The organism is Microbacterium sp. ZW T5_56, assembly GCF_044987425.1.
In the GTDB taxonomy this organism is placed as follows: Bacteria; Actinomycetota; Actinomycetes; order Actinomycetales; family Microbacteriaceae; genus Microbacterium.
The window spans coordinates 1-13,213 of sequence record NZ_JBJDRI010000018.1; the positions used below are offsets into that span (position 1 = coordinate 1).

The 13,213-nt window shown below is 68.2% G+C and carries 10 protein-coding genes and 1 pseudogene; 2 read left to right on the plus strand and 9 right to left on the minus strand.

All coding sequences use genetic code 11. From position 1 onward, the window contains the following. A pseudogene (locus ACI3KU_RS10245) lies at nucleotides 1-494 on the minus strand (hypothetical protein); the annotation flags it as partial. Nucleotides 495-798: 304 nt separating this feature from the next. On the opposite strand from ACI3KU_RS10245, the gene ACI3KU_RS10250 reads away from it, so the two are divergent. Next, complete coding sequence (locus ACI3KU_RS10250; protein WP_404922216.1) at nucleotides 799-1,389, plus strand: vitamin K epoxide reductase family protein; 591 nt, start codon at nucleotides 799-801, stop codon at nucleotides 1,387-1,389. Nucleotides 1,390-1,451: 62 nt separating this feature from the next. Here ACI3KU_RS10250 and ndk read toward each other — a convergent pair whose 3' ends face one another. The 8 genes from ndk to ACI3KU_RS10290 all read right to left on the minus strand — a co-directional run bounded on the left by ndk (nucleotide 1,452) and on the right by ACI3KU_RS10290 (nucleotide 12,201). Continuing rightward, nucleotides 1,452-1,868 carry a nucleoside-diphosphate kinase gene (gene ndk / locus ACI3KU_RS10255; protein WP_404922217.1) on the minus strand — a complete coding sequence of 139 codons (417 nt, stop codon included), beginning with the start codon at nucleotides 1,866-1,868 and terminating at the stop codon, nucleotides 1,452-1,454. Nucleotide 1,869: 1 nt separating this feature from the next. Beyond that, complete coding sequence (locus ACI3KU_RS10260) at nucleotides 1,870-2,253, minus strand: DUF4233 domain-containing protein (RefSeq protein WP_404922218.1); 384 nt, start codon at nucleotides 2,251-2,253, stop codon at nucleotides 1,870-1,872. Beyond that, complete coding sequence (locus ACI3KU_RS10265) at nucleotides 2,250-3,602, minus strand: bifunctional folylpolyglutamate synthase/dihydrofolate synthase (protein ID WP_404922219.1); 1,353 nt, start codon at nucleotides 3,600-3,602, stop codon at nucleotides 2,250-2,252. Before ACI3KU_RS10265 ends, ACI3KU_RS10260 begins: the two co-directional genes overlap by 4 nt. After that, complete coding sequence (gene ileS, locus ACI3KU_RS10270; RefSeq protein ID WP_404922220.1) at nucleotides 3,602-6,976, minus strand: isoleucine--tRNA ligase; 3,375 nt, start codon at nucleotides 6,974-6,976, stop codon at nucleotides 3,602-3,604. The genes ACI3KU_RS10265 and ileS overlap by 1 nt, the downstream gene beginning before the upstream one ends. 219 nt (nucleotides 6,977-7,195) lie before the next feature. Next, a complete protein-coding gene (locus ACI3KU_RS10275; protein ID WP_404922221.1) occupies nucleotides 7,196-8,770 on the minus strand; it encodes an ATP-binding cassette domain-containing protein in 1,575 nt (524 codons plus the stop codon). After that, on the minus strand, nucleotides 8,767-9,576 hold the full coding sequence (locus ACI3KU_RS10280; protein ID WP_404922222.1) for an ABC transporter permease: 810 nt from the start codon (nucleotides 9,574-9,576) through the stop codon (nucleotides 8,767-8,769). The genes ACI3KU_RS10275 and ACI3KU_RS10280 overlap by 4 nt, the downstream gene beginning before the upstream one ends. Next, nucleotides 9,573-10,523 carry an ABC transporter permease gene (locus tag ACI3KU_RS10285; RefSeq protein ID WP_404922223.1) on the minus strand — a complete coding sequence of 317 codons (951 nt, stop codon included), beginning with the start codon at nucleotides 10,521-10,523 and terminating at the stop codon, nucleotides 9,573-9,575. The genes ACI3KU_RS10280 and ACI3KU_RS10285 overlap by 4 nt, the downstream gene beginning before the upstream one ends. Before the next feature lie 37 nt (nucleotides 10,524-10,560). After that, on the minus strand, nucleotides 10,561-12,201 hold the full coding sequence (locus tag ACI3KU_RS10290) for an ABC transporter substrate-binding protein (protein ID WP_404922224.1): 1,641 nt from the start codon (nucleotides 12,199-12,201) through the stop codon (nucleotides 10,561-10,563). Between the two features lie 264 nt (nucleotides 12,202-12,465). Here ACI3KU_RS10290 and ACI3KU_RS10295 point away from each other — a divergent pair, with 264 nt between their 5' ends. Beyond that, a complete protein-coding gene (locus tag ACI3KU_RS10295) occupies nucleotides 12,466-13,125 on the plus strand; it encodes a pentapeptide repeat-containing protein (protein ID WP_404922225.1) in 660 nt (219 codons plus the stop codon). Nucleotides 13,126-13,213: the final 88 nt, after the last annotated feature.

Genomic DNA, 13,213 nt, shown 5'->3' on the forward strand with positions numbered 1-13,213 from the left:
CTCAGCTGCTCGTTCGCCGTGTCCTCGGCACCTGCCGGCGCAGCATCCGACACCGGCGCTGCATCCGATGACGCATCCGCAGCCGACGTTGACGCCGCGGCCTCATCGCCGGCGGCTGCCGCGTCCCCAGTCTCGGATGCGGTCTCAGTCTCCGAGGACGTCTCAGCCTCCGAGGACGTCTCGATGGCGTGCACCTGGGAATCGGCCCCATGGTCGTCGTTCGGCGCGACGTCGTCGCTCACGACGATGATCCCTGCGTCGGACTCGATCACGGTCTCGCCGTCATCCCCGGCCGCGTCAGCGGCCTCGGCCGCGTCAGAGCGCCCCACCGGTTCGGTGGGGTCCGCGTCTGCGTCGTCGCCAGGTCCACCGAACGCCGGAAGTGCCGTGTGGTCGCCAAACAGCTCCCCATCGGCCCCGGCGGGCAGTCCGTGCTGCTTGTCGTTCTCTCCGGAATCGGAGGTACGGTCGTTCTCGCTCTTCGTCTCTGCCATTTCTGGCACACTCCCTGCGGGCAACACCGCGCGTCGCCCGGCGAAATTCTCGTGCGGCGCCGCGCCTGGCGGTGCCGCGAACTCACTCGGTCTGCGACCGGCTCAGCGGCTCTGGTCGCGGAGGCCGTCTTGGCCTCGAAGTCTTCTTCACTGCGTTCACCGGCGCGGCCGGTGGGTGCAACGACCTTCATTATCGCACTATCGACCGGAAATGGGCCAGTAGCGGTTCATACGCATGTCGGCATATCACCGCTCCCAGGTTTTCTCCGGCCTCGTCGCATGACCCTGCGGGCATACTGAGGACATGATCGAAACCCGCAAGCGTCCCGTCGGCGTGGCCATCTGGCTGATCGTCAGTGGCATCATCGGCTGGTACGCCGCGTTCGCCCTCACGATCGAGAAGTTCGAGAAACTCGAGAACCCGGACTCGATCGCATCCTGCGACATCAGCCCGCTGGTGCAGTGCAGCACCAACCTCAACTCCTGGCAGGGCAGCGTCTTCGGTTTCCCCAACCCGCTGATCGGCATCGCCGCGTGGGTGGCGCCCATCGTGGTGGGCTTCGCCATTCTGGCCGGAGCGCGTTTCGCGCGGTGGTTCTGGACTTTCTTCTGGCTCGGCTACGTCTTCGCGATCGGCTTCGTCTTCTGGCTCGTGTTCCAGAGCATCTTCGCCCTGAACGTGCTGTGCCCGTGGTGCATGGTGACCTGGCTCATGGTGATCCCGTCGTTCTTCGTGGTCACCTTCACCGCCATGAAACAGGGTGCCTTCGGCTCTGGCGGCATCGCGCTGGGCGAGCGTCTGATGGGCTGGACGCCCGTCTTCGCCGTCGTGGTCCTCGCCATCATCGCCGTGCTCGCCGAGACCCGCCTGCACGTGTTGACCACCCTGTTCTGACACCGGCGCGTACAAAACGAGGCGTCCTCCCGCTCGGGAGGACGCCTCGTTTCCGTCTGGGATCAGCTGAACCAGATGCCGAGCTCGCGCTCGGCGGACTCCACGCTGTCCGAGCCGTGAACCAGGTTCTGCTGCACCTTCAGGCCCCAGTCGCGACCGAAGTCGCCACGGATGGTGCCCGGCGCCGCGGTGGTGGGGTCGGTGGTCCCGGCCAGCGAACGGAAGCCCTCGATGACACGGTTGCCGGCAAGGCGAATCGCCACCGACGGCCCCGACATCATGAACTCGAGCAGCGGCTCGTAGAAGGGCTTGCCCTCGTGCTCGGCGTAGTGCTGCTCCAGCAGCGTGCGATCCGGCTGCACGAGCTTGAGATCGACGAGCGCATAGCCCTTCGCCTCGATGCGCGCGAGGATCGCGCCGGTGAGTCCGCGAGCCACGCCGTCGGGCTTGACCAGGACGAGCGTTTCTTCGGTTGCCATGTCAGTCACTTTCTGTCGTGGAGGTGGCGGCCGGGCCCTTGCGGACCAAACGAGCCGACGTGATCATCGCATACGCCCACATCCCGCCGAAGACGAGAAAGACGAATACGAAGGCGAGGTTCAGGAATGCGGCGGCGAGGATGACGAACTGCAGCAGCCAACCCGCGATGATTCCCCAGCGGAAACGCGTGCATCCGGCAACGACCACCATGAGCAGCGCGACCGCGGCGCCGCCGACGATCCCCCACCAGGGAGCGATCGTCTCCGGCAGCGCCCGCAGTCCGTAGACCACCAGTCCGCCGAGGAAAGCGACGAAGGCCTCGAAGATGAGCACGATCGAGCCCAGCCGCGCCATCAGGGACGGAGTACGTGAGGAGGCGCTCATCGGGCGGTGTTCCCCTTCCAGTCCTCGTCCTCAGCAAGACGGATCGCCTCGCCGGCGAGCACCACCGATCCGACGATGATCACCGCGCGACGCGGCGCTTCCGCCGCCCAGTCGCGCGCGGATTCGGCGGCGTCATCGAGGTTGGGGTGAACGCTCGCGCGCAGTCCCGCAGCCTCGACGAGATCGGCCAGCACATCGGCTTCCAGAGCGCGATCCGATTCCGGCTCGGTAACGAAGACGTGCGCAGGGATCTCGCGCAGGGCGTCGATGATCCCGGCAGCGTCCTTGTCTCCCAGCACCCCGAGCACGAGACCCCACTCATCGAAGTCGAAGGACTCGCGCAACGCAGACGCCAAAGCACGCGCGCCGTGCGGGTTATGCCCGGCATCCACGAGCACGGTCGGCTCGATGCCGATGAGCTGCAACCGACCGGGAGAGGTGGCTTCGGCGAGCCCTTCGGTCAGGATGTCGTCGGCGATGGACTGTCCGCCGCCGCCGATCAGCGATTCCACAGCAGCGATCGCCAGCGCGGCGTTCTGGCCCTGATGGGCACCGTAGAGCGGCAGATAGACATCGTCGTAGGAACCGGAGATACCGCGCACGGTGACCTGTTGACCGCCCACAGCCAGCTGCTGACTGACCAGCGCGAACTCCGCGCCCTCGAACGCGAGACTCGCGCCGTGGGCGGCAGCGGCGGCCCGCAGCACCGCTTCGGCTTCGGGCGTCTGGCGGGCAGAGACCACAGCGGCGCCGTCCTTGATGATGCCGGCCTTGACTGTGGCGATCTTCTCGATCGTGTCGCCCAGCCGGTCCGCATGATCCAGGTCGATCGGAGTGAACACGGCGACGTCGCCATCCGCGGTGTTGGTGGAATCCCACGAACCGCCCATGCCGACTTCGAGCACGAGCACATCGATCGGGGCATCGGCGAACGCGACGAAGGCCAGCACGGTCAGCAGCTCGAAGAAGGTCAGCGCCGCGTCGCCCTTCGCGGCGAGCTCAGCGTCCACGATCCCGACGAACGGCGCGATCTCGTCCCACGCATCCGCGACGGCTGCGTCGGCGATCGGCTCCCCGTCCACCAGCATGCGCTCGGTGAAGCGCACCAGGTGCGGACTGGTGAACAGACCCGTGCGCAAGCCGTGGGCCCGCAGCAGCGACTCGATCGTGCGAGCCGTGGAGGTCTTGCCGTTCGTTCCTGTGATGTGGATCACCCGATACGTGCGCTGCGGATCATCCAGCAGCTCCAGCACACGGGCGGTGCGCTCAACGCGCGGCTGCACCCACTGCTCACCCTGGCGGGTGAGCAGCTCGGCGTAAACGGCGTCGGCCCTGTCGCGATCGCTCATCAGCGCTCTCCTCGCTCACCCGTGCGGGCCACCGAGACGGTGAACGCCGCGGTGTTCGCGTATGTGCCCGCGATGATGTCGGCAGTGTGCTCGAAGGAGGTGCCGGCCTCCCCCGATGCCAGCACCGCGGCGCCGTCGCCGAGCACGGTGTAGCTCGTCGCCAGCGTCTCGCCCGCGACATCCGCCACGTCGAACGCCCCAGCAACAGCCGCGGCCTCTTCGGCGCTCGCGAACGCAAGCTGCAGGCGGATGCGGTCGCTGACGTCGAAGTCCGCTGCACGGCGGGTGTCCTGCACCGCACGGATCACGTCGCGGGCGAGACCCTCGGCTTCCAGCTGAGGCGTGGTCGCGGTGTCGAGCAGCACGAACCCGCCGCCCGGGAGGAGCGCCAGCGCGGTGCCCTCGGCTCCACCGGCGACCTCCAGCGCGAGGTCGTACTCGTTCGGCTGCAGCGCGATGCCGCCGGCCGTCACGACGCCGTCCGCCTCAAACCAGTCGCCGCCCTTGGCCGCGCCGATGGCCTGCTGCACCTGCTTGCCGATGCGCGGGCCGGCGGCGCGGGCGTTCACAACCAGCCGTCGGCTGATGCCGTAGCGCTCCCCGATGCCCTCCTCGGCCTCCACGAGTTCGACGGCCTTCACGTTCAGCTCGTCGCGGAGGATGCCCTCGAACTGGGCGAGACCGGCCGAATCGGCTGCGACCACCGTGAGCTTGGCGAGGGGCAGCCGCACACGCAGACCGTGCTGCTTGCGCAGCGCGTTGGCGGTCGAGGAGATCTCGCGCACGGCATCCATGGCCGCACGGATATCGTCCGCCGGTGCGAACGCGGATGCGTCGGGGAAGTCCTGCAGGTGCACGCTTCGTCCCCCCGTGAGGCCCTGCCACACGCGCTCGGAGACGAGCGGGATCAGCGGCGCGGCCACACGGGTGAGCACCTCGAGCACCGTGTACAGCGTGTCGAAGGCCTCACGCGAGCTCTCGTCCTCGGTGACGCCGACCCAGAACCGGTCCCGCGAACGACGGATGTACCAGTTGGTCAGCGCCTCGGCGAAGTCGCGGAGCTTCTCGGTGGCGCTGGTCGAATCCAGGCCCTCGAGGTCCGCGGTCACGCCGGTGACCAGGTCTCCGAGCAGCGCCAGGATGTAGCGATCGAGCACGTTGGTCGAGTCCGTGCGCCACGTCGCCTGATAGCCGCCCGGCTGGGCGGCGTTGGCGTAGGTGGCGAAGAAGTACCACGAGTTCCACAGCGGCAGCAGGAACTCACGGACGCCGCCGCGGATACCCTCCTCGGTGACCGAGAGGTTGCCGCCGCGCAGCACCGAGCTGGACATGAGGAACCAGCGCATGGCGTCAGAGCCGTCACGGTCCAGGACCTCGGACACGTCGGGATAGTTGCGCAGCGACTTCGACATCTTCTGGCCGTCGGAGCCCAGCACGATGCCGTGGCAGGACACACCGGTGAACGCCGGCCGGTCGAACAGCGCGGTGGAAAGCACGTGCAGCAGATAGAACCAGCCGCGCGTCTGTCCGATGTACTCCACGATGAAATCGGCGGGCGAGTGCGAATCGAACCACTCGCGGTTCTCGAACGGATAGTGCACCTGCGCGAAGGGCATCGAACCCGAGTCGAACCAGACATCCAGCACGTCCTCGATGCGGCGCATCGTGGACTTCCCGGTGGGGTCGTCCGGGTTCGGCCGCGTGAGCTCGTCGATGTAGGGACGGTGCAGGTCCGGCTCGCCCCTCTCGTTGCGCGGCAGGCGCCCGAAGTCGCGCTCCAGCTCCTCGAACGAGCCGTACGCGTCTACACGCGGGTACTCGGGGTCATCGCTCTTCCACACCGGGATGGGTGATCCCCAATAGCGGTTGCGGCTGATCGACCAGTCGCGTGCGCCCTCCAGCCACTTGCCGAACTGACCGTCCTTGACGTTCTCCGGCACCCAGGTGATCTCCTGATTGAGATCCAGCATGCGGTCCTTGAAATCCGTGACGCGCACGAACCAGCTCGATACGGCCTTGTAGATGAGGGGGTTCCGGCAGCGCCAGCAGTGCGGGTAGGAGTGCAGGTAGGACGCCTCGCGCAGCAGGCGACCGTTCGTCTTGAGCAGGCGGATCAGGGGCCGGTTGGCATCCATCCACAGCTCGCCCGCGACATCGGTGACGGCGGGCAGGAAGCGGCCGCCGTCATCCAGCGACAGGATCGTGGGCAGGCCCGCGGCGTCCGCGAGGCGCTTGTCGTCCTCGCCGTAGGCGGGAGCCTGGTGCACGATGCCGGTACCATCGCCGGTTGACACGTAGTCGTCCACCAGGATGCGCCAGGCGGTGGCAGTGCCGTGCGCTTCCGCGTCGGCGTAGTAGTCGAACAGACGGTCGTAGTGCACGTCGGCGAGCTCGGCACCGCGCACCGTGCGCTCCACCGCTGCCTGCGCCTCATCGGCGGATGCGTAACCGAGGTCCTTGGCATAGCCGCCGAGCAGGGCGCCGGCCAGCAGATAGCGGTGTGCCACCGCGGATTCGGCGTCGTCTCCCCCGGCGACATCGGCGGCACCCGCAGGGCCACCCGGAACTACGACGTAGCCGATCTCCGGACCGACGGCGAGGGCGAGGTTCGTCGGCAGCGTCCACGGGGTGGTCGTCCACGCGAGAGCCCGAACGCCCGTGAGCCCGAGCGCCTCCGCCTTGGCGCCGACGAGCGGGAAGCTCACCGTCACCGACGGATCCTGGCGTTCCTTGTAGACGTCGTCGTCCATCCGCAGCTCGTGCGCCGACAGCGGCGTCTCATCCCGCCAGCAGTAGGGCAGCACACGGTAGCCCTCATAGGCCAGACCCTTGTCGTAGAGGGTCTTGAACGCCCACAGCACGCTCTCCATGTACGAGGTGTCGAGCGTCTTGTAGCCGCGCTCGAAGTCCACCCAGCGCGCCTGACGGGTGACATAGTCGCGCCACTCCTGCGTGTAGGTGAGCACCGACTCACGAGCCTTCGCGTTGAACGTGTCGATGCCCATGGCCTCGATCTCGCTCTTCTCGGTGATGCCGAGCTGCTTCATCGCCTCCAGCTCAGCCGGCAGGCCGTGCGTGTCCCATCCGAACACGCGGTCCACCTTCTTGCCGCGCATCGTCTGGAACCGCGGGAACAGGTCCTTGGCGTAGCCGGTGAGGAGGTGGCCGTAGTGCGGCAGGCCGTTCGCGAACGGCGGGCCGTCGTAGAACACCCACTCATCGGCATCGTCGCGCTGGGCGATGGACGCGCGGAAGGTGTCGTCGCTCTCCCAGAAGTCGAGGATGTCGCGCTCGATCTCCGGGAACCGCGGGCTCGGCATAACGGACGCTGCCTGATCGGCAGCGGGTCCGAAGGAGGATCGTGGGTAGGTCATCTCATCTCGCAGGTGCTCGTGATTCGCTCCTGCGGGGACGATCTCTCGACCGCGGTACCACCCCGCGTTGCCCTCCGCCCGGCGGGCGATGGACCACTTCGTACTTCGGCTGTGACGGGCCTGCCCCGTTCGGTTCTACTGGGGCCGCGGCCCGTTCTTCCGAATGCTCCCCGGTGATGCCGGATCGATGCGTGTTCCTCGATCATACCGTGCGCCTGTTCAGGACGCGCCGTCGTCCGCGGACGGAGGCAACGCGGCGCGCGATGCCAGAAGTTCCCGCGTGAACGCGTGGGTCGGTCTGGCAAAGATCTCCGTCGCCGCGCCCTCCTCCACGATGCGCCCGCCCTGCATCACCAGGATTCGATCGGCGAGTTCGCCGACGACCGCGAGATCGTGCGAAACCAGCACCATCGCGACGCCCTCGTCTCGGAGCCGACGCAGCAGCGCCAGAATTCGCGAGCCCACCGAGACATCGAGCGCCGACAATGGCTCGTCGAGCAGGAGCACGTCGGGCTCGGTCGCCAGCGCCCGAGCAATCGCCGCACGTTGCAGCTGTCCGCCCGAGAGGGTGCCCGGGCGACGCGCCGCAAAGGCAGGGTCCAACTCGACCCGCGCGAAAAGCTGCGCGACGCGATCGGGGCGCTGCGCACGCGGTACCCCAGCAGCCTCAAGTGCCTCAGCGATGGTCCGACCGATCGACCAGGTCGGCAGAAAAGCCGCGCGCGGGTCCTGCGCCACCAGCTGAATCCGGGTACGCCGCGCCCGACGCTGCGACTCCGCGAGCGGAGACCAGGGCGCGCCGTCGAGGGTCACCTCGCCCTCATCAGGATCTTCTGCCCCCAGCAGCATGCGGATCAGGGTGGATTTGCCGGAACCGGACTCGCCCACCACCCCCGCCACCTCGCCGCTGTGCAGCGTCAGCGAGACGTCGTGCACCGCGAGTGTCTTGGCGAAACGACGCGTTACGTTGCGCGCCTCGAGCAGCACCCGATCGCCCGTCGCACGGTGAGCGGGAGCCGCCCGCCGCGCCGCCGCGAGAAGTTCGCGCGTGTACGGGTGCGCCGGGGCCGAGAGGACCTCGCCCGTCGTCCCGCTTTCGACCACGCGGCCATCACGCATCACAACAACGCGGTCGGCGACGCTGGCGACGGCGGCGATGTCGTGGCTGATCAGAATCACCGCTCGCCCGTCATCGGCCAGGGAGCGCACCAGTTCGAGCACACGGCGCTGCACCGTGGCGTCCAGCGCCGTGGTCGGCTCATCGAGCGCGAGCACGGGAGGATCCGCGGCCAGGGCGGACGCGATCAGACTCCGTTGACGCATGCCACCGGACAGCTCATGCGGATACTGCTCGGCCCGCAGTGCCGGTCGATCGACCGCGACGTCGGTCAGCAGCTCGACGGCCCGCTGTCGACGCGCCGATCGGGGCAGGTCGGTATGGATCGCCAGTGGCTCGGCGACCTCGGCGCCCACGCGCCGCATCGGATCCAGTGCGACCAGTGCGTCCTGACTGACCAGCGCGATCTGTGCCCCGCGCAGTCGACGCAGATCTCGTCCCGAGGCCGCGGTCAGGTCCGTGCCGTCCACGTCGAGCCGCGTCGCCGTGGCACGCAGCGGTCGCGGCACGAGGCCCAGCAGCGCGCGCAGCAGCAGGGACTTGCCCGCACCGGACTCGCCGACGACCGCCACACACTCACCCGGAGTAACCAGCAGTCTCTCGACCCGAACGAGTTCGCGGGCGTTCGGTCCGGTGCCGTCGGTGATCACGAGGTCTCGCAGATCGATGCCGCTCATCGGACGCGCTCCCCCTCGACCAGATCACGCAACGCCCGACCGATCAGGCTGGCGCACACCACCGTGAGGGTGATCGCCAGGCCAGGAAACAGCGTCACCCACCACGCTCGCGCCAGCACATTGCGTCCGCCGGCGAGCATGAGTCCCCACTCCGGCGCGGGCTCCCCCGCGCCGAGGCCGAGGAAGCCGAGACCCGAAACGGCCAGAATCGTGCTGCCGATGCCGATCGTCGCGAGCACGGTGAGCCGCCGGGCGACCGCCGGCAGCACGTGCCGCAGCGACACCGTCACCGTCGAGAGGCCGAGCATGCGCGCCGCCTCCACGTGCTCCTCCGCCGCGATGGCCCGGGTGTGCCCGCGCGCGTAGCGAATGTAGATGGGAATCACGGCCAGGGTAACCGCGATGGCGACGTTTCCGGCACCGGGACCGAGGAGGGCCACCACGACGAGGGCGACCAGGAACTCGGGAACGGCCAGGGCGAGGTCGACGACGCGAATCACCACAGCGTCCACCGGCCGGGGTGCGCTGCCGATGAGCCATCCGAGCACGGTCCCGGCGAGCAGGGCGATGAGCACGGCGGACACGCCCACCCCGAGCGAAGCACGGGCACCGTGGACGACGCGCGCGAAGACGTCACGTCCGCTCTGGTCCGTGCCGAAGAGGTGCTCGGCACTCGGCGGCTGCAGGCGGGCCGACACGTCAGCCACAAGCGGATCGGCCGTTGTGAAGACCTGGGGGGCCACCGCCATGGCGATAAGCACCAGGAGCAGGGCGCCGGCGAGAGCGAGCAGCACGCGGCGCATCATGCCGACTCCTCGCCGTCCGGAACCGAAGCCGCGACGCGTGCCCGCCGTCGCGGATCCAGCAGCGGAATCGCGAGATCAGACAGCAGCGAGACCACGACGAACACCGCGCAACTGAGCAGGAGCACGCCACTCAGCACCGGCGCATCCCGATCGGTGATCGCGGCCAGGGTCACGCGCCCCAGGCCCGGACGCGCGAAGACGGTCTCGACGAGCACCGCACCACCCAGCAGCGAGCCGATGAGATACGCGAGCATCGGCAGGACCCCCACCGTTGCGTGCCTCAGGTTGTGATGCGCGAGCAGGCGGATATCGCCCGCGCCACGCGCGCGCACCGTCTCGGCGAAGTTCGAGCGCTCGGCCTGTTCCAACCCGTCACGAAGCAGCTGCCCGAGCAGCGCAGCGGTAGGCAGGGCCAGGGTGACAGCCGGCAGAACGAGCGAGCCGGGCCGTGATCCCGAGACCGGTAACCACCCGAGCCCGAACGCGAAGACGGAGAGCAGGATCAGTCCGATCCAGAACACCGGCATCCCGAGCACGACCTGCTCGATCGTGGCCGCCAACGCACGAGCGCGACGCGTGCGAGCCACGATCGCGACGACCAGCACCAGTGCCAGTGCGATGGCGAGCGCCGCGAGCGTGAGCTGGAGGGTCGCCCCGAGTTGACGCCCAATCACCTCGGTGACGGGAAGGCGCAGCTGGAACGATTCCCCGAAGTCGCCACGCAGCAGGCCGCCGAGATAGTCGGCGTACTGCTGCAGCACGGGTCGATCAAGCCCCAGCTGTTCTTGCAAGCGCTGCTTGACGTCCTCGGACACGTTCGCCTGTGGGCCGAGCATGACCGCGACCGGGTCGCCCGGAATCACCCGCATCAGCAGAAACGACGCGGTCGCTGCCGCCCACAGCAGGAGCACTCCCCCGGACACGCCGAGGGCGGCGCGACGGATCACTCCGTCGCGCCGCCGGGACGCGGTCGCTCGGACCAACTCAGTCGATCGAGGCGTCGTAGAAGAGCGGGCGACCATAGAGGTCGAAGGCGAGTCCGCTCACCTCGGGAGCGCTGGCGCTGATGAGGGCCGGAACGTAGAGCGGGACGATCGCGACATGCTCAGCGTTCCACTGCTGCAACTCGGTGTACGCGGCCGCGCGCTCGGTCGGATCCACCGTCTGCGCACCCGTGGTGACGAGAGCGTCGACGGTGGGGTCGGACACCTGCGAGGCGTTCTGGAAACCATCGGTCGCCAGGTGCGAGCGCAGGTAGTCCGGATCCACGCCAGAGAAGCCCCAGTCGGTGATGTCGTAGGTCTTCGGACCGTACTGCTCGTTGTAGGCGCCGGGCTCCAGAGCCTCACGGACCACCTCGAAGCCGATCTTCTTCAGATCCGACTGGATGGCGTTGCCGAGGGCCGTGCGGTCATCGGGAATCGGGGTCCACGCGATCCAGCGGGCGCTGAGTCGCTTTCCGTCCTTGGTGCGGTATCCGTCGGCGTCCCGGCCGGTCCAGCCGGCCTCGTCGAGGAGGGCTTCCGCCTTCTTCGGGTCGAACGCCCAGGTGCCCTCGATCGCCGCGTCATACATCGGAGTGGTGGGTCCGAGGACGCTCCAGGCGCGCTCGAACTGGCCGTCGAAGATCGAGGTGACGGCGCTGTCGACGTCGATTCCCAGTTCGAACGCCTGGCGTACCTTCTGATCGGCGAAGACACCGTACTTCTCGTTGAGGAACAGCGAGTACGGCATGCCCGGGTAGGCCTTCGTATCCACGGTGAGGTCCGGGTTCAGCTCCACGACGGAACTCGGCGGCAGTTCGCTGACCAGCTGTGCCTCGCCCGAGTTCGCCATTCCGGTTCGCACCGAGGGCTCCGGAACGAGGGCGACACGCAACGTCTGGATCGACGGGGTCTTCTGGCCCTGCGGTCCCCACGCGTAGTCGGGGTTCGCCGTGTAGACGATCTCCTGATCGGCGGTGTACTCGCTCAGGATGTACGGTCCGGTGCCGACCGTCACGTCCGGTCCACCGGCCTTCAGCTTGTCGAGGGATTCGTCGAGCACGCGCGGCGAGTAGAAGCCGAGCAGCGGAGTGCTGGCTGCCTGCAGGAACGGCGCGTATGGCTCGTGGAAGTCGACGCGCACGGTGGTGTCATCGACCACGGTGGTGCCGGCGTAGTTATCCCCGCCCAGCATGCTCGCGGCCTGCGCCGACGCAGTGTCGGGGGCGATGATCCGATCGAAGTTCGCCTTCACGGCCTCGGCGTTGAACTCCTCGCCGTCGGTGAAGGTGACATCGTCGCGGAGGGTGAACGTGTAGCTGCGGCCATCCGCGGAGACATCCCACTTGGTCGCCAACCAGGGCGAGAACGATCCATCCGCGTTCTGGAACACGAGCGAGTCGAACACGACCCGCTGAACCATCGCGGTGACGTCCATCTGGCTCGTCTGGGGGTCCATGTGACCTTCGGAGAGCGTCGCGCCGGCGATCGCCCAGGTGAGCTCGCCCGAGGACGTGCCGGAGGCGTCGCCGCCACCTGCGGTGGGAGCATCCGTTCCGGCACAACCGGCGAGGACGATCGTCGCAGCGACGGTCAGAGAGAGAGCGGCCAGCATTCGGCGGCCGACGGAACGAGCAGACATGCGGGATCCTCGGAGGTGCGGGTCAGGGATGACCCCAACCTACCGCATCTTCTAGGGTTGTTGGACGCGGTGCAATTACCGCACCGGTCCTCGAGTGGCCGGAGGTCGCGATGAGATCCTCCCGCGACCTGGTGCCGCGCCCGTTCGGGTCGGGCGCGGCACCCCTCTCCTCGTCCTCCTCCTTGGTGTCACCCGTTGGAGAGCCATTCGCGGCGGGCGGTGGCGAAAGAGGGCGATGTCCGACCCCGTCCCTAGACTTCCGACATGGCCCGCACCTCCCGCTCCCTCCGTCCGCCTCAGGCAGCCGCCCCCGACCTCCCCGATGAGTTCTCGACGGGACCCGAGCCTCGGCGCGGTGTGACGGCAGAGGACGCCGAATGGGCCGATGCCCGCGGATCCTTTGACGCGTCGTACGCGGACCTTGCCGGGTGCCGCTTCGTCGGCGGCGTGCTCGATCGCATCGACGCTGCGCACGGCAGTCTGCGTGACATCGAGTTCGACACGGTCCAGATCGCCTCCCTCTCGTTGCGGGGCGCGCACCTGCGGCGCGTGCGCATTCACTCCAGCCGCATCGGCAGTCTCGATCTCGCCGAGGCCGAGATCTCCGAGTTGATCATCGAGGATTCGCGTGTCGACTACCTCAGCGCCGGACGCGCTTCCGCCGCAGACGTCGAGGTAGCGCGCACCACGTTCGGTTCGCTCGACGCGCCCGCCGCCTCCCTCACCCGTGTTCGCTTCGCGTCCTCGCGGGTCGACGAACTGGACCTGCGCGAGGCCCGCAACACGGATGTCGATCTGCGTGGCCTGGACATCGCCCACCATCTCGATCCGCGCGGTCTCGCCGGTGCGACGATCACGTCACTGCAGGCTCAGCTGGCCGCGGCGGCGCTCGCGACGGCACTCGGGGTGCACGTCTCGGACTGAACGGGGCGCGCATTCGGAGAGCACGTAGACTGGTCTCTCCCAAACACTCAGGCACGCTCACACGGTGCCGCACATATCGCCTCTGGAG

Bases quoted from the DNA above. Each gene is read 5' to 3' on its own strand.
- ileS (WP_404922220.1), bottom strand. From the start codon at position 6,976: ATGACCTACCCACGATCCTCCTTCGGACCCGCTGCCGATCAGGCAGCG.
- ACI3KU_RS10295 (WP_404922225.1), top strand. From the start codon at position 12,466: ATGGCCCGCACCTCCCGCTCCCTCCGTCCGCCTCAGGCAGCCGCCCCC.
- ACI3KU_RS10260 (WP_404922218.1), bottom strand. From the start codon at position 2,253: ATGAGCGCCTCCTCACGTACTCCGTCCCTGATGGCGCGGCTGGGCTCG.
- ACI3KU_RS10290 (WP_404922224.1), bottom strand. From the start codon at position 12,201: ATGTCTGCTCGTTCCGTCGGCCGCCGAATGCTGGCCGCTCTCTCTCTG.
- ACI3KU_RS10275 (WP_404922221.1), bottom strand. From the start codon at position 8,770: ATGAGCGGCATCGATCTGCGAGACCTCGTGATCACCGACGGCACCGGA.
- ACI3KU_RS10280 (WP_404922222.1), bottom strand. From the start codon at position 9,576: ATGATGCGCCGCGTGCTGCTCGCTCTCGCCGGCGCCCTGCTCCTGGTG.
- ndk (WP_404922217.1), bottom strand. From the start codon at position 1,868: ATGGCAACCGAAGAAACGCTCGTCCTGGTCAAGCCCGACGGCGTGGCT.
- ACI3KU_RS10250 (WP_404922216.1), top strand. From the start codon at position 799: ATGATCGAAACCCGCAAGCGTCCCGTCGGCGTGGCCATCTGGCTGATC.
- ACI3KU_RS10265 (WP_404922219.1), bottom strand. From the start codon at position 3,602: ATGAGCGATCGCGACAGGGCCGACGCCGTTTACGCCGAGCTGCTCACC.